Annotated in this window: 12 protein-coding genes, 2 tRNA genes and 1 pseudogene; 3 read left to right on the top strand and 12 right to left on the bottom strand. The window is 71.3% G+C overall.

What is annotated here, in order from left to right:
• The 4 genes and pseudogenes from ACZ4YY_RS07280 to leuS all read right to left on the bottom strand — a co-directional run.
• A pseudogene (locus tag ACZ4YY_RS07280) lies at positions 1-401 on the bottom strand (hypothetical protein); the annotation flags it as partial.
• A 501-nt stretch (positions 402-902) separates the two neighbouring features.
• Complete coding sequence (locus ACZ4YY_RS07285; protein ID WP_468284744.1) at positions 903-1,748, bottom strand: DegV family protein; 846 nt, start codon at positions 1,746-1,748, stop codon at positions 903-905.
• A gap of 72 nt (positions 1,749-1,820) precedes the next feature.
• Positions 1,821-2,555: a hypothetical protein gene (locus tag ACZ4YY_RS07290; RefSeq protein ID WP_468284746.1), complete on the bottom strand. Its 735-nt coding sequence runs from the start codon at positions 2,553-2,555 to the stop codon at positions 1,821-1,823.
• A gap of 410 nt (positions 2,556-2,965) precedes the next feature.
• Entirely contained in the window at positions 2,966-5,839 is a 2,874-nt protein-coding gene (gene leuS, locus ACZ4YY_RS07295) for a leucine--tRNA ligase (RefSeq protein ID WP_468284748.1), read from the bottom strand.
• A 414-nt stretch (positions 5,840-6,253) separates the two neighbouring features.
• On the opposite strand from leuS, the gene ACZ4YY_RS07300 reads away from it, so the two are divergent.
• Entirely contained in the window at positions 6,254-7,558 is a 1,305-nt protein-coding gene (locus ACZ4YY_RS07300) for a cytochrome b/b6 domain-containing protein (RefSeq protein ID WP_468284750.1), read from the top strand.
• Positions 7,555-9,165: an NADH-ubiquinone oxidoreductase-F iron-sulfur binding region domain-containing protein gene (locus ACZ4YY_RS07305; RefSeq protein WP_468284752.1), complete on the top strand. Its 1,611-nt coding sequence runs from the start codon at positions 7,555-7,557 to the stop codon at positions 9,163-9,165. The genes ACZ4YY_RS07300 and ACZ4YY_RS07305 overlap by 4 nt, the downstream gene beginning before the upstream one ends.
• 181 nt (positions 9,166-9,346) lie before the next feature.
• On the opposite strand, the gene ACZ4YY_RS07310 is transcribed toward ACZ4YY_RS07305, so the two are convergent.
• The 4 genes from ACZ4YY_RS07310 to ACZ4YY_RS07325 all read right to left on the bottom strand — a co-directional run bounded on the left by ACZ4YY_RS07310 (position 9,347) and on the right by ACZ4YY_RS07325 (position 11,486).
• A tRNA-Ala gene (locus ACZ4YY_RS07310) sits at positions 9,347-9,419 on the bottom strand.
• Positions 9,420-9,527: 108 nt separating this feature from the next.
• Entirely contained in the window at positions 9,528-9,761 is a 234-nt protein-coding gene (locus ACZ4YY_RS07315) for a hypothetical protein (RefSeq protein ID WP_003976229.1), read from the bottom strand.
• Positions 9,762-9,764: 3 nt separating this feature from the next.
• Positions 9,765-9,938, bottom strand: a complete 174-nt coding sequence (locus ACZ4YY_RS07320) for a hypothetical protein (protein ID WP_468284753.1) — start codon at positions 9,936-9,938, stop codon at positions 9,765-9,767.
• 69 nt (positions 9,939-10,007) lie between these two features.
• Positions 10,008-11,486, bottom strand: coding sequence for an MFS transporter (locus ACZ4YY_RS07325; RefSeq protein ID WP_468284755.1), 1,479 nt, complete (start codon positions 11,484-11,486; stop codon positions 10,008-10,010).
• A gap of 94 nt (positions 11,487-11,580) precedes the next feature.
• Between ACZ4YY_RS07325 and ACZ4YY_RS07330 the strand changes: the two genes are divergently transcribed.
• Positions 11,581-12,465 (top strand): helix-turn-helix transcriptional regulator, encoded by an 885-nt coding sequence (locus ACZ4YY_RS07330; RefSeq protein WP_468284757.1) that lies wholly within the window; start codon positions 11,581-11,583, stop codon positions 12,463-12,465.
• A gap of 70 nt (positions 12,466-12,535) precedes the next feature.
• Here ACZ4YY_RS07330 and ACZ4YY_RS07335 read toward each other — a convergent pair.
• The 4 genes from ACZ4YY_RS07335 to ACZ4YY_RS07350 all read right to left on the bottom strand — a co-directional run bounded on the left by ACZ4YY_RS07335 (position 12,536) and on the right by ACZ4YY_RS07350 (position 15,722).
• Positions 12,536-12,608: transfer RNA gene (locus ACZ4YY_RS07335), tRNA-Ala, on the bottom strand.
• A 94-nt stretch (positions 12,609-12,702) separates the two neighbouring features.
• Entirely contained in the window at positions 12,703-13,386 is a 684-nt protein-coding gene (locus ACZ4YY_RS07340; RefSeq protein ID WP_468284759.1) for a histidine phosphatase family protein, read from the bottom strand.
• Positions 13,383-13,829 carry a ribosome silencing factor gene (gene rsfS / locus ACZ4YY_RS07345; RefSeq protein ID WP_468284761.1) on the bottom strand — a complete coding sequence of 149 codons (447 nt, stop codon included), beginning with the start codon at positions 13,827-13,829 and terminating at the stop codon, positions 13,383-13,385. The genes ACZ4YY_RS07340 and rsfS overlap by 4 nt, the downstream gene beginning before the upstream one ends.
• A gap of 93 nt (positions 13,830-13,922) precedes the next feature.
• Positions 13,923-15,722 carry an LCP family protein gene (locus ACZ4YY_RS07350; RefSeq protein ID WP_468284763.1) on the bottom strand — a complete coding sequence of 600 codons (1,800 nt, stop codon included), beginning with the start codon at positions 15,720-15,722 and terminating at the stop codon, positions 13,923-13,925.
• Between the last annotated feature and the right edge of the window lie 12 nt (positions 15,723-15,734).

The raw sequence follows: 15,734 nt of genomic DNA on the forward strand, positions 1-15,734 counted from the left end.
GAGGAAGGTGGGGGGCCCTGGGTTTGTGCCTTTTCGCGGGGGCCTCCCACCAACCTCTGGTCGACCCCCCCCCCCGGGGTCCCGGGATGCCGGGAAACCGCGGGCGGGGCAGCGGACACCACCGACTCGCCCCGCTCCCGCGCGCCGAAGGGAGCGGCCGCTCGCACCACCTCCGGTGCCTGGACGGACCGGGTCCGGCCGGACCAGAAGTGCTGCCCGGCCAAGGCCGCGACGACCACCACCAGGACGGCGAGCGCGAGCACACTCCTGCGCTCCAGCCCGCACCGCGCCTGCACCCAGACGGGCATCCGCTCCCGTAGGGCGAGCCCGGCCCGCCCCCGCCAGTCACCCACCTCCCGGTCCCCCTCCGTACGAGCCCCTCCGACGCCCACGTCGGTGATCCCGACCTCCCCACGGGTTCCTCCAACCTCCAAGTCCCCGACACCGGCCTCCCCGCGGGCCTCGCCCACCCCCATGTCCCCGACGCCAACCTCCGCGCGGGGTCCTTCCGCCCCCACGTCCACGATGCCGGCGCTCCCGATGTCCCTGTCACCGCTGCTCCGCTCGTCCGCCGGCGGCCCCACCCCCAACTCCGGTTGCTCCACGCCTCGTTCCCCGAAGAGCACCTGGGTCCGCCGGCGCAGCTCCTCCGCCGAGGCATGACGGCTGCCGACGCGGCTGCGCGCGGTGGATAGCCGTCGGTGGCGGAAGCGCCCGTCGGTGCCGGGTCCCCGGCCGGGGCCGCTGGTCGCGTTCGTCGTCCGTGAGCGTGATCGAGATGCCATGTGCCGAGGATCGGACACTTCGCCGACACATGATGATCTTGGTGGATTTCCGGGGATGACCGAGCGGTTGTGGACAACTCACTCACTCACACGAGTGACAGCCCAGCGCTCGAGCCCTCAGCGCGCCGAGACCACGGCTCCCAGAAGCCCGGGCCCGGTGTGCGCCCCGATGACCGCTCCGACCTCACTGACATGCAGTTCGGCGAGGCCGGGCACCCGCGCCCGCAGGCGGTCCGCCAGGGCCGACGCCCGTTCGGAGGCGGCGAGATGGTGGACGGCGATGTCGACCTGAGCCGCACCCGCCCGTTCGGCGACCAGTTCCTCCAGGCGGGCGATCGCCTTCGACGCCGTCCGCACCTTCTCCAGAGGTTCGATACGCCCCCCGTCGAGCTGGAGCAGCGGCTTCACCGCGAGCGCGGAGCCCAACAGGGCCTGAGCGGCGCCGATCCGGCCCCCGCGGCGCAGGTAGTCGAGGGTGTCGACGTAGAAGTAGGCGGAGGTGCCCGCGGCCCGTTTCTCCGCGGCCGCGACCGCCTCGTCGACGGTGCCGCCCGCCTCCGCGACCTCGGCCGCCGTGAGCGCGCAGAAGCCGAGGGCCATCGCGATCATGCCGGTGTCCACCACCCGCACCGGCACCGGCGCCTCGCGCGCCGCGACGACCGCCGCGTCGTACGTGCCCGACAACTCGGCGGACAGGTGCAAGGAGACGATGCCGGTGGCGCCCGACTCGGCGACCCTGCGGTAGGTCTCCGCGAACAACTGCGGGCTGGGCCGGGAGGTGGTGACGGAACGTCGCTTCTGCAGTGCCTGCGCCAGGGAACGCGTCGAGATCTCGGTGCCCTCTTCGAGTGCCTGGTCGCCTAGGACGACGGTCAGGGGCACCGCGGTGATGCCGTGGCGCTCCATCGTCCGCTGCGGCAGGTAGGCCGTGGAATCGGTGACGATCGCGACATGGCGGGACATGAGCTGGAGGTTACCTGGCGTAGCGCCCGGACGGCAGCCCGCCCCCGCTGCCCTGGGGAGCCCTTGACCGGATCAAGTGGTGCTCTCGGGGCGCGGCTTCTTCTGCCAGGGGTAGGTGGGGCGCGGGGCCGACGGGTCGAGGGCGGGCCGGGCCGACTGCCCCGCCGTGCTCGACGGGGGCGCCTCCGGCCAGGTCTGACTGTCGTTCGCCACGTCCGCGGTCGACGCCGCCGGCCAGGAGGCCGATGCCTGCGGGTGCTCCGTCGTGGTCCAGTGGCGCAGTGCGCCCGCCTCGACGTCGATCTGCGCGCTCAGCGTGTCCAGGTCGTCGTCGGCGAAGCGGCGGGCCCGGTCCCGGGCCGCCCAGCGCAGCGAGTCCGCCGAGGTCGTGATGCGCTCGGTGCGCTCCCGCAGTCCCGGCAGCCGCTCGGTGAGCGTGGCCCGGTCGGGCTCGGACTCCAGGCGTTTGAGTTCGGCGTCCAGTTCCTGACCGTGCGCACTGAGGCGCTCGAACAGGGTGAGGGACTCCTTGAGGGACTCGTCCTCGGTGGCGCCCGCGCGCAGCGCGTCCTGGGTGGCCCGCATCGACGTGCGCAGTTTGAGGCGGAGCTGGGCGATCTCGCCCGCCGGTCCGATCTGGGCGAAGGACTTGGCCCGCAAGGTGTGATCCTCGACCGTGCGCCGTGCCTGGTCGATGGTGCGGTCCACACCGCGCTTGGCGGCACCCACCGCCTTCACCGTGGCGTAGACGCCGAGGGCGACGAAGAGCACGAAAAGCAGGGCGAGAACGGCGATCACTGCTTCCACGGTGCTCCTCCTCCGATCTGTCGGCGGCCCGTGCCGGCCACTCTTCAACGGTAAACGCAAGGGGCAGGTCCGGAGTTCCACAAGGACCCCGAACCTGCCCGTAGGGGACTACCCCGAGCTCACGGCACTCGCCCCGGCGAGACAGGCCACGCCCCTGCCGCCCGCCTCGGCGACACAGGCCACGACCGCTCCACCCGCCCAGGCGACACCGGCCACGACCGCTCCACCCGCCTCGACGACGCAGGCCGCAGCCACGCCACCCGCCGGGCGACCGTGCCCCCGACCACGCCGACCGCGTCCGCGAGCCAGGAACCCGACCGCTACGCCGACCCCGGCACCCCGGCCCGGCCGTGGCCTGGTGCCCGCCTCAGCCACCTACGCCGACGTCGAGCGCCCCGACCACCCCGCGTCTACGCCGGAACGATGTTCACCAGCTTCGGTGCCCGCACGATCACCTTGCGGATGCCCGCCCCGCCCAGCGCGTTGACGACGTTCTCGTCGGACAGCGCCACCTTCTCCAGCTCCTCGTCGGAGATGGCCGGCGACACCTCCAGTCGCGCCTTGACCTTGCCCTTGATCTGCACGACGCAGGTCACGGTCTCGTCCACGACGTACGCCGGGTCGGCGACGGGGAAGTCCTGGTGGACGACCGAGTCGGTGTGGCCCAGCTTGCGCCACAGTTCCTCGGCGATGTGCGGGGCCAGCGGCGCGACCAGCAGTACCAGCGACTCGGCGACGGGCCGCGGCAGCCGGCCGCCGGCCTTGGTCAGGTGGTTGTTCAGCTCGGTGACCTTGGCGATGGCGGTGTTGAACCGCATGCCCTCCAGGTCACCGCGCACCCCGTCGATCGCCTTGTGCAGGGCGCGCAGCGTCTCCTCGTCGGGCTCGGCGTCGACGACGGTGACCTCGCCGGTGGCTTCGTCGACGATGTTGCGCCACAGCCGCTGCAGCAGCCTGAACTGGCCGACCACCGCGCGCGTGTCCCACGGCCGGGACACGTCCAGCGGGCCCATCGCCATCTCGTACAGGCGCAGCGTGTCGGCGCCGTACTCGGCGCAGATCGACTCGGGAGTCACGGCGTTCTTCAGGGACTTGCCCATCTTGCCCAGCAGGCGGCTGACCTTCTCGCCCTGGTGGTAGTACGCGCCGTCGCGCTCCTCCACCTCGGCGGCCGGCACCGCGAAGCCCCGGCTGTCCCGGTAGACGAACGCCTGGATCATCCCCTGGTTGAACAGCTTGTGGAACGGCTCCGCGGAGGAGACGTACCCCAGGTCGTACAGGACCTTGGACCAGAAGCGCGCGTACAGCAGGTGCAGCACGGCGTGCTCGGCGCCGCCGACGTACAGGTCGACGCCGCCGTGCGGCCGGCCCTCGCGCGGGCCCATCCAGTACTGCTCGATCTCGGGGTCGACCAGCCGGTCGCTGTTGTGCGGGTCCAGGTAGCGCAGCTCGTACCAGCAGGAACCAGCCCAGTTGGGCATGGTGTTGGTCTCGCGGCGGTACTTCTTGGGCCCGTCGCCCAGGTCCAGGGTGACGTTCACCCAGTCCTCGTTGCGCGACAGCGGCGTCTCGGGCTGGGTGTCGGCGTCGTCCGGGTCGAAGGTGCGCGGCGAGTAGTCCTCGACCTCCGGCAGTTCCAGCGGCAGCATCGACTCGGGCAGGGCGTGGGCGACGCCGTCCTCGTCGTAGACGATCGGGAAGGGCTCGCCCCAGTAGCGCTGGCGGCTGAACAGCCAGTCGCGCAGCCGGAAGTTGACGGTGCCCTCGCCGATGCCCTTGCGCTCCAGCCACTCGGTGATGCGCGTCTTGGCCTCGGCGACGTCCAGTCCGTCCAGGCTGATCTCGTCGTTCGCGGAGTTGATGATCTTCGCGTCGTACGACCCGAACGCGTTCTCCCAGGTCGCGGTGTCGGTGCCGCGGCCGTCGGTCGGCTCGACGATGCAGTGGATCGGCAGCTCGAAGGCGCGCGCGAACTCGAAGTCGCGCTGGTCACCCGCGGGCACGGCCATGATCGCACCGGTGCCGTAGCCCATCAGCACGTAGTCGGCGATGAAGACGGGGACCTGCGCGCCGTTGACCGGGTTGGTGGCGTACGCGCCGATGAAGACGCCGGTCTTGTCCTTGGCCTCGGCCTGCCGCTCGACGTCCGACTTGGAGGCGGCCTGCGCGCGGTAGGCGGCGACGGCCTCGGCCGGGGAGGCGTGGCCACCGGTCCAGACGTCGTGGGTGCCCTCGGGCCAGGTGTCCGGGGTGAACTTCTCGACCAGCGGGTGCTCGGGCGCCAGCACCATGTAGGTCGCGCCGAACAGGGTGTCCGCGCGGGTCGTGAAGACGGTGATGCGCTCGCCGTCGATCGGGAAGTCGACGCGGGCGCCCTCGGAACGGCCGATCCAGTTGCGCTGCTGCAGCTTGATGGCCTCGGGCCAGTCCAGCGCGTCCAGGTCCTCCAGCAGCCGGTCGGCGTAGGCGGTGATGCGCATGTTCCACTGGCGCAGCTTGGCCTTGAAGACGGGGAAGTTGCCGCGCTCGGAACGGCCGTCGGCGGTGACCTCCTCGTTGGCCAGCACGGTGCCCAGGCCGGGGCACCAGTTGACCGGCGCGTCGGAGGCGTAGGCCAGGCGGAACTCGCCCAGGACGTCGGCGCGCTCGCCGGCGCTCAGTTCGCTCCACGCGCGCGTGTGGCCCGGGACGGGGCGCTCACCGGACTCGAAGCGGGCGACCAGCTCGGAGATCGGGCGGGCGCGCTTCGCCTCCTCGTCGTACCAGGAGTTGAAGATCTGCAGGAAGATCCACTGGGTCCACTTGTAGTAGTCCGGGTCGATGGTGGCGAACGACCGGCGCTTGTCGTGGCCCAGGCCCAGCCGGCGCAGCTGGGACTTCATGTTGTTGATGGCGGCCTCGGTGGTGACCCGGGGGTGCTCGCCGGTCTGCACGGCGTGCTGCTCGGCGGGCAGGCCGAAGGCGTCGAAGCCCAGTGTGTGCAGGACGTTGTGGCCGGTCATGCGCTGGAAGCGCGCGAAGACGTCGGTGGCGATGTAGCCCAGGGGGTGGCCGACGTGCAGGCCGGCACCGGAGGGGTACGGGAACATGTCCATGATGAACTTCTTGGGGCGGGCGACGACCCCGGGGTCGCCGGCCAGGTCGCCCGTGGGGTTCGGCGCCGCGTAGGTGCCGTCGGCGTCCCAGAAGTCCTGCCAGCGTGCCTCGATCTCGGTCGCCATCTCGGCCGTGTAGCGGTGGGGCGCGGCCGCCTCGGCGGTGGCAGCGGGGTTCGTCTCGCTCATGATCCTCAAAGCTCCATCGATCGTCTCTGCCAGCGGCTGTCACACTCAGGAAACGAAAAATCCCCTCGCACAGGAGGGGACGCCGCGCCGATTCCGAACCACCCGGTTCACCGGCGTTCGGGACTGATCAGCGCGGCTCGCTAAGCAGAAGGCGTACGGCACGCATGGCGCTAGAGTACCGCAGCCCTTGAGCAGACCGCGAGGCTGCTCCGTATCCCTGGTGGACACGTCACACACCGATCGAGGTTGAACCCAGGTCAAAGATTACTTCGCGTAACAGCCGCTAAGGGACATCACAGCGGCCACATTGTCCTTTGATAACAGCGCAATAACTCAAACCTCCTACCCATCGGTATGGCGCCACTTAGAGTTCGGCAGCGGGACCGCTTTCCCGAACTGCTCGGAGTTGCCCCCATGAACCCTCTTCGTAGTAACAGCTCGCTCCCCCAGCCGGGCCGGTCGGCCTATGGGGTGGCGTCCGCTGTCGTCCTGATCCTCATACCCGTGGTCGTGCTGGTCGGAGGCGACCAGTTCCGCGAGTTCCTCAACTTCGGCGCGGGTGTGCTGTCCCTCGTCTCGCTCAGCTGCTCGGTGATCTGGGGCCTGGTCGCCCAGGACCGGATCTTCCTCAACACCCGCCAGCGGATCATCGGCCAGGCCGTGCACCGGACGACGGCGGTCGCCTCGATCGCGTTCCTGCTGCTGCACATCACCGCGAAGATCGCCCTGGAACACACCGTGTTCATCGCCGCGATCATCCCGTTCTCGCTCGGCATCACCGGAGCGGAAGGCCTGATCGGCCTGGGTTCCCTGGCCGGTCTGCTGATGATCTTCGTGGGCATCACGGGCGCTCTGCGCAGCAGGTTCGCCTCCCCGGCCCCGGTCGCCGCCCGCTGGCGGGCCATGCACATGCTGGCCTACCCGGCCTGGTGCGCCGCGCTGATCCACGGACTCTACGCGGGTCGCGCGGCCAAGCCGATCTTCGTGATCCTCTACGGCCTCTCGCTGCTGGGCGTCATGGCCGCGCTCGCGCTGCGCGCCGCCCCGCGCCCCTTCAAGCGCCAGGTCGCCGACCGGATCGCCGCGGTCCTCGGCACCGAGGAGCCGACGGGCCGCGACGCCCTGGACGCGAGCCGCGCCCGCATGGCGGAGGCCTCCTCGCTGCCGGGCTACGACAGCCGTCCGGGACGGTCGTCCGCGTCCGACACGACGGGCTCCCCACGCATGACGCCGGCACCGTCCGCGTCCCTGTTCGACACGCCGGCCGCGGCGGAGCCCGCGAACGGCTTCGCGGCCGCCTACCGCGCCGTGTCCACGCCCCCGCGCGCGCAGCAGTCGTTCACCGCCGACCAGACCGCGCGCATGGACATGCCGTTCGACATGCAGGCCACGGATGCGTTCCCGCGGGTCGACAGCGGCGGCAGCACCTCGGGCAGTTGGCCGATCCCGTCCCCGCCGCCGGTCGGCGAGGCGCCCCCGTCCGTCTACGACCCGCTCCAGGACACGGGATTCAACATCCCGGTCTATGGCAATCCGGGCACCGGGGGATACGCCGGAAGTGACATGTACGACACGGGTGAGACGAACACCCGCTATGACACGTACAACCCGGGTGACACGTACAACAGCGGTCCCGCCAATGAACCATCGCCCGGTTCGTCATTCGACGCACCGGGTTCGGGCGAACCTTGGAACATGCCTTCCGGAGGCTATAGGTGAACGAGGCCCTGCCCGACGTCCCAGAAGTCCGCGTGGTCGGCCTTCCGCAGCTCACGTCGGGCTTCGACCTTGTCGAACGGCTCGATCTGCCCATGCACCTGAAGGTGCACGGGCCACTTGAACCCATGGGCGGGGAGAAGCTCGCGCAGCTCTCCGAACGCATCAACCTCAAGGGCCGCGGCGGCGCGGGCTTCCCCTTCCACAAGAAGCTGCGCTCGGTGGCCGACGCGGCGATCAAACGCGGCGTCCGACCGGTCGTCGTCATCAACGGCAGCGAGGACGAACCCGCCTGCCGCAAGGACACGGTCTTGATCAACCGTGCCCCGCACCTCATCCTGGACGGCGCGCTGCTGTGCGCGGAGGCGCTGGGTGCCCGCACGCTCGTGGTGGGGGTCACCCGGGAGTCCACCCAGCGCTCCATGGAGGCGGCGCTCGCCGAACGCGGCCTGAGCAACGGCCGCCGCTCGGCGCTGAAGGCGTTCGTGCAGCGCAACCCCATACGCATGGTCACCGGCGCGGCCGCCTCCCTGGTCCGCTCCATCGACGGCGGCCCGGCGATCCCGCCAGGCCGCAAGACCAGCGCCTCGCAGAACGGCGTCGGCGGCGCCCCGACCCTGCTGTCGAACGCCGAGACCTTCGCCCAGCTCGCGATAGCCGCCCGCATCGGCCCCGAGCGCTACGGCAACACGGGCCTGTACGACGAGCCCGGCACCGTCATGCTGACGGTCTCCGGCGCGGTCGCCCGCCCGATGGTGATCGAGGTCCCCACCGGCGTCCCGCTGCGCTACGTCCTGCAGTTGGCCGGCGCCCCGCCGGTCCCGCAGGGCGTGCTGACCGGCGGTTACCACGGCAAGTGGATCGACGCGGCCACGGTCAACGAGGCGGTCGTCTCCCGCAACTCGCTGGACGCGGTGGGCGGGGCCCTCGGCGCCGGCGCGATCCTCCCCATCAGCCAGGAGACCTGCCCCCTGGGCGAGTCGCTGCGCGTGGCCCAGTGGCTGGCCGAGGAGAGCGCGGGCCAGTGCGGCCCCTGCTACCTCGGCCTGCCCGCCGCCGCGCGTGGCATGGAGGACATCCTCAACGGCGGCGGCCCGGCCGCCCTGGAGGCGTTGAAGCAGGTCGCGAAGAACGTGAAGCGGCGCGGCGCCTGCTCGCACCCGGACGGCTCCGCGATGTTCCTGGAGTCGACCATCAAGGCGTTCACGGACGACCTGGCGGCACATGTCCTCGGCAACGGCTGCGGACGGCCCGTGGAGGGCGTCCTGCCGCTCTTCGAGGGCGGCATGACCCAGTCGGGCCTCCCGAGTGGCGCAGAGCCCGCGGACAGCGGCGACAGCCGTCAGAAGATCTTCGTCGACTGGACCCTGTGCCGGGGCCACGGCCTGTGCGCGGACATTCTGCCGGAGGTCTTCCAGCTCGGCGCCGACGGCTTCCCCACCGTCGCGCAGGCGAAGGTCCCGCGCTACGCCGAGGCGAAGGCGCTGCGCGCGGTGCGCCGCTGCCCGGCGCTGGCCCTGCGCATCGAGGAGGACACGCGCGCGCAGGCGCCCTCCCGCAACCTCCCGGTCCTCTCCCAGGGCCGGGGCCGCCGCGCCCTGGGCCGCTAAGGGGTACGACGAAGCCGCCGGCCGTTACGACGAAGGGGCCGCCTGGGAACAGGCGGCCCCGGCGCGTTCCGCTTACCGGGCCTTTCCGCCTCCTGGTGCGTTCCCTGCCCTTCACACCGTCGACGGCGTGCGAACACGCAAAAGATCCCGCCGGTTCATTCCGATCCGGCGGGATCTGCTGTGGAGCTAAGGAGAATTGAACTCCTGACCTCCTGCATGCCATGCAGGCGCTCTACCAACTGAGCTATAGCCCCTTGCGGTGTTCCGCCGGGTTTCCCTGGCGGCGACGCCAACATTACACGGTCCGGGGGGTGGACCACCAAATCGTTTCCGTTCTGTCCGCTTCGAGAGGGAAAGTCAGGTCAGGCCGTCACGAACGAGTAGAACCGCTTGAGCGTGCAGTGCTCCTCCAGGAGCCGGCCGTAGATCGGCTCGCCCTCCAGCTCGCGGTACGTCTCGATGGGGTCGCCTTTTATGATCAGCGCTCGCGCGCATTCCTCGCACCAGTACTGGTAGTCGGGGTTGACCGGCTCCATGTCGCGGACGATCGGGGTGCCGCTGCCGCACCAGTCGCACTTTCGCCTGTGTGCACCCATCGATCAGCTCCAGCTGTGGCCGCAGGCCGTGCACACGTAGGAGATCCCGCCGTTGTCCCCGAGGACCTGGGCGACGTGCGCGGAACCGCAGGAAGGGCAGCTGAGCCGGGTGGCCGTTCCCCGTGTCAACGCCGCATCGAAGAGGTGACCGCCCTCTCCGATGATGCTCGCAGGCATCGCTACTCCCTCCCGTCGGGCCGCGCCCCCTTCCGGCCGTTTGATTCTGCCACGGCCGGGCCGATACGGTCAGCGACGCCTCAGTACCAGTCCGGACACGGCACCGAGGGCGGCTGTCGCAGCGAGCGCGAACATACATGCAAGAAGCGCTTCCGCAGAGGTATACGCCTCCCGGCCCCCAAGTGACTCAAGTCGCTCCAGGAACAGTGTGCCGAAGGCGGCCACGCCGATCAGCTGACCGAGCTGGGTCACCGTGGCGAGCAGCCCGCTGGCGTCCGCCGCGTCCTCGGGCCGGACGGCGGCCAGGGCCCGGGTGAGCGTGGGACTGAAGGCGAGCGCGAGCCCGACGCCCACCCCGGCGTACGCGCCGTAGATCCACGCCCCGCCGTGGGCGCCGCCCCTGAGCGCCAGTCCCACCCCGGTCACCGACGACGCGGTGAGCGCGAACCCGGCCGGGGTCAGGGCGCGTTGCCAGGCGGCGGGCCAGCGGCGCCAGGTCAGGCCGACCAGCCCGAAGACCACCGCGGTCGGCGCGAAGGTGAGCCCGGCGCGCAGAGGGCTGTAGCCGAGGCCGCCCTGGACGTGCAGGGTCAGCACGAACAGGAAGCCCCCGTTGACCGCCATGACGGCCGCGATCCGCAGCACGGCGAGGCCCGTGCCCCGGTGGCGCAGCACGCGAGGCGCGATCAGCGGGTCGCCGCCGCGCCGTGCCAGGCGGGACTCGTAACCGCAGAACAGCACGAACACGAGGGCGCCGGCCGTCAGCGACGACCAGGACCACAGCGGCCAGTCCGCCTCCTGCCCGAGCACGAGCGGCACCGTGACGAGGGTGACGGCCGCCCCGAGCAGGACCAGACCGGGCCCGTCCAGGCCGCGCGCCCGCTCCCGGGGAGCGCCGCCGCCGCGCGGCAGCACCCGCCGCCCCACGGCGAGCAGGACGAGGCCCACCGGCACGTTCACCAGGAACACCGGCCGCCAGCCGGTGCCCAGCAGGTCGGCGCTGACCAGCACTCCGCCCACGACCTGTCCGGCAGCCGCGCCGACGGCGAGCACGGCGGAGTAGGCGCCGAGCGCCCGTACCCGGGCCTCCCCGGTGAACGTACGCTGGATCAGGCTGAGCACCTGAGGGATCATCAGCGCCGACCCCGCGCCCTGCACCAGCCGGAAGACGATCAGTTCGGTGCTGCCCCGGGCCAGACCGCAGGCGAGCGAGGCGGCCGTGAAGAGGGCGAGCCCGACGAGGTGGACCCGCCCGTGGCCGAACCGGTCGCCGAGCCGTGCGCCGGTGATCAGCAGGACGGAGTAGGTGATCGCGTAGCCGGCCACGACCAGTTGGAGGTCGGCACCGGAGGCGCGCAGGTCGGAACCGATCGTGGGGGCCGCGACGTTCACGATGAAGACGTCCAGCAGTGCCATGAACTGAGCGGCGAGGACGACCGCGAGCAGCGGCCGGGACCGATTGTCAGTGCCGGGGTCTTTACTGGGAGCAGGACGTGAAACGGGTGCCGGGAAGGCGGGATCCGGGCTCGTCCGGGGTGTCGTCGTCATGCCGTCGAGCGTGCCGGGACTCCGGTACGGGTGCCGAGAGCCTGCCGATCCTGGTACTGGCAGCACCTGGCAGGGCTGGAGTGAGGGATCGACCATGGGGGGCGTGACGATGGCGACAGAGGCGGAGCCAGGTGCGAGGGCGGGTACGGGGGCGGGGCAGCGGCGCCGGACGGAGCTCGCCGTCTTCCTGCGCAGCAGGCGGGCCCGGGTGACACCGGCGGACGTGGGCATGCCGCCCGGGCTGCGACGCCGCACACCGGGACTGCGGCGCGAGGAGGTCGCGCAGCTCTCCGGTGTGGGCGTCACCTGGTACACGTGGCTGGAACAGGGCCGGCCGATCAACGCCTCGGCGCAGGTCCTGGACGCCGTGGCGCGCACCCTGCGGCTCGACGCGCCGGAGCGGGAGCACCTGTACCACCTGGCGGAGGTGCCGTACGCGCCGGTGCCCGAGGCGCTCGTGCAGCGCGTGGGGCCGGAGATCCAGGGCATCATCGACGCCCTCGCGCCCCGCCCGGCGGTCGTCTACAACTCCCGCTACGACATCCTGGCCGCCAACCCCGTCTACCGCGACCTGTTCCTGACCTCGCGGTCGGTCGACCCCGGAGTTCCGGCCAACGCGTTGTGGGGGCTGTTCACGGCCGACGAGGAGGAGTGCCCGCTGCTCTTCCGGGATACGGAGCTGCCGGTGATGGTCGCGACCCTGCGCGCGGCGTACGGGTTGCACGCCGGAGAGCCCGTCTGGGAGGACTTCATACGCAGACTGTCGGCGGCGAGCTCGCTGTTCGCACAGCTGTGGGAGTCCGGGGACGTGGCGGAGCCGGGCCGCCGTGTGAAGGTCTTCCGGCACGCCGCCGTGGGCGAGCTGCGGATGACGTCCGTATCGCTGTCGATCAACGGGATGCCGGAGTGCCGGATCGTCGTCTACACACCGGACGACGAGGAGACGGCACGGCGTACGGAGATGCTGCGCAGCCCATGAAAAATCCCGCCCCCTGGGGGACGGGATCCTCTTCGACCGATCTTTGACAACTCGACAGAGTGTCGATCAGTGGAGCTAAGGAGAATTGAACTCCTGACCTCCTGCATGCCATGCAGGCGCTCTACCAACTGAGCTATAGCCCCAGGTGTTCTTCCCGCTCGGCGGGGCGAACAAGAAGAACTTTAGCCTGCGACCTGCCGGAAAGTGAAATCCGGACCCCGGGCCGCCGGGGCACGCTCAGTCGTCGTCGCCGAGCACCGGTTCCGGCAGGGTGCCGGCGTTGTGCTCCAGCAGGCGCCAGCCGCGAGCGCCCTCACCGAGGACGGACCAGCAGCAGTTGGAGAGGCCGCCGAGGCTCTCCCAGCTGTGCGCCTCCAGGCCGAGGAGGCGGCCGATGGTGGTGCGGATCGTGCCGCCGTGGCTGACGACGACGAGGGTGCCGTCCTCCGGGAGTTTCTCGGCGTGCCGCAGGACCACGGGGGCGGCGCGGTCGGCGACCTCGCTCTCCAGTTCGCCCCCGCCGCGGCGGACCGGCTCGCCGCGCTTCCACGCGGCGTACTCCTCGCCGTACCGGCCGACGATCTCGTCGTGGGTGAGGCCCTGCCACACCCCCGCGTACGTCTCGCGCAGGCCCTCGTCGTGGGTGACGTCCAGGCCGGTGAGCAAGGCGAGCTCGGCGGCCGTGTCGGCGGCGCGGGAGAGGTCCGAGGCGACGATGGCGTCGGGCCGGAGGGAGGCGAGGAGCCGGGCGGCCCGGCGGGCCTGGGCCACGCCCGTCTCGGTCAGCCGGACGTCCGTGGTGCCCTGGAAGCGGCGCTGGACGTTCCAGGCGGTCTGGCCGTGCCGCCAGAGGATGACGCGACGGCCCCGGCCCGGCGCGCGGCCGGTCGCGGTGCCCGTCTCGGCACCCGGTGCGGTCATCGCCACTCACCACCCGGCTCGGCCCCGTCCTCGGCGGCCTGCAGCTTGGCGTGCTCGGCGGCCTTGCCCCGGGTGGCCTTGGCGTCGGCGGGCAGGTCCAGTTCGGGGCAGTCCTTCCACAGCCGCTCGAGGGCGTAGAAGACGCGCTCCTCGCTGTGCTGGACGTGCACGACGATGTCGACGTAGTCGAGGAGGACCCAGCGGGCCTCACGGTCGCCCTCGCGGCGCACCGGCTTGGCGCCGAGCTCCTTGAGCAGGCGCTCCTCGATCTCGTCGACGATCGACTTGACCTGGCGGTCGTTGGGGGCGGAGGCCAGCAGGAAGGCGTCCGTGATCGACAGGACGTCGCTGACGTCGTAGGCGATGATGTCGTGCGCGAGCTTGTCGGCGGCCGCCTGCGCGGCGGTGGTGATGAGCTCGAGGGAGCGGTCGGTGGCGGTCACTACATGGCTTTCCGTCGGCGGTCGTTTGCCCTCAAGGGTCTCACGGACCGCCGACGGCACCCGCGGTGATGACGGGATCACACGCCGGTGGGGCTAGGACGACGACGGCTTGTAGTCCTGGCCCAGGACGACCGCCACGTCCGCGTTGGCGGCGACGGTGCCCTTCTTCACGGCGCCGACGGGCAGGCCCAGGGTCTTGGCGACCTCGGTGGCGTTCTCCTTCTCGGCGTCCTCGGCGTAGAGCACCTCGGACGTGGCGCGGGTACCCGAGGGCGTGCCGCCGTCCAGGAAAGTGAAGCCGCCGTTGAGGAGGACCACGCGTGCGTCCTCGGTGTCGGACCTGGTGCCGCCGGCGTTCTGGACGGAGACGCTGACGGCGGCGTCCTTGTCGGGGCTCTTCGCGGCGCCGCCGAGGACGTCCTTGACCACGCCCGCGCCGGCCTGGGCGCTGAGCGTGCCGTCGGCCTGGACGGGCAGCAGGGTCGTCCGGTAGTCGCCGCCCTTGGCGAGGTCGGCGAGCTTGGCGAGGAAGGCGCCGAGGTCCTTGTCGGTCAGGGAGGGGTCGAGGATCTGCGCCAGCGTCTGGACGGTGACGGTGGCGCCCTGCGCGTCGGAGGAGACCTTGCGCAGCACGCCCTGCATGACCTGACCGAACCGCTCCAGCTGGGCGTTCTGCGCCTCGCCCTCGGCGCGGTACGTGGCGTAGGCGACGGCCATCTTGCCGCTGAGGGTCTGGTTCTCACCCTGGTTGACGAGCGGTGCCTGGCCCTTCTTCTTGGCGGCCGGGTCGGGCACGGCGGTGTCCGTGTCGATCTCGATGTTGCCCACGAGGTCGACGAGGTTCTGCAGGTAGGGGGTGTCCAGGCGCCAGGTGCCCTGGATCTGGGTGCCGAGGACGGTGTCAAGTGCCTCGCGGGTGCCCTCGGAGCCGTCCTCGTCGACGGATTTGGCGAGGGTGGTCGTGGTGCCGTCGTCGGTGGTGACGACGAGGGAGTTGGGCAGCAGGACGGTGGTGCCCCGCTGGGTGGTGGTGTTGTCGACGAGCAGCGCGGTGGAGGTGCCGCCGTCGCCCGTGTCGTGCAGGTGCACGACGATCACGTCGCGCTTCTGGGCGCCGGTCGCGGTGGTGGTGCTGGTTCTGGAGTCGTCGGACGACGACGACAGCCCGGGCAGCTTCCCGGCGTACCAGAGGTAGCCCACTGAGCCGACCGCGGTCAGGGCGAGGACGACGGCCAGGGCGACGAGGCGGCTGCGGGCGCGGCGCTTGGCCTCCTCGCGGCGCTCGGTGCGGTTCTCCGTGAAGTTCAGCCAGTCGATGACGTCCTCGGAGTCGCCGTCGGGCTCCTCGACGAACGCGAACTGCTCGGTGTGGTAGTCCCGTTGCCGGGCCGGGGACTCCGGCTCCTGTTCCTGCTCGGTCTCCCGCGGGGCGGGGCCGGCCTGGTGCGGGATGTAGGCGGTCTGCTCGGCGACGCGGGGCTGCTGCCCGCTCGTGGCGGTCTGCCCGTAGGGATCGTACGGGGCGCCGGTCCCGCCCTGCTGGGGGTACGCGGCTGTGCCGTAGGGGTCGTGGACGGTGTCCTGTCGGCCGGTGTCGTACGGGTCGTAGGCGGTGTCCTGCCGGCCGGTGTCGTACGGGTCGTAGGCGGTGTCCTGCCGGCCGGTGTCGTACGGGTCGTAGGCGGGCGTCTGCTGCGGGCCGGGCGGGGCGGTCTGCCGGCCGGCCGTGGCGTAGGGGTCGTAGCCGTAGCCCTGCTGCTGCCCGTACGGGTCGTAGGCCTGCTGCGGGATCTGCTGAGGCGGGACCTGCCGGTACACCGGCTGCCCGTATGCGTCGTAGCCCACGAGCTCGTAGGGGGTCTCCCCGTAGCCCGCGTCGTGTCGGTCGTTCACCGGTACCCCTCT

This window comes from Streptomyces sp. NPDC030143 (assembly GCF_055573695.1).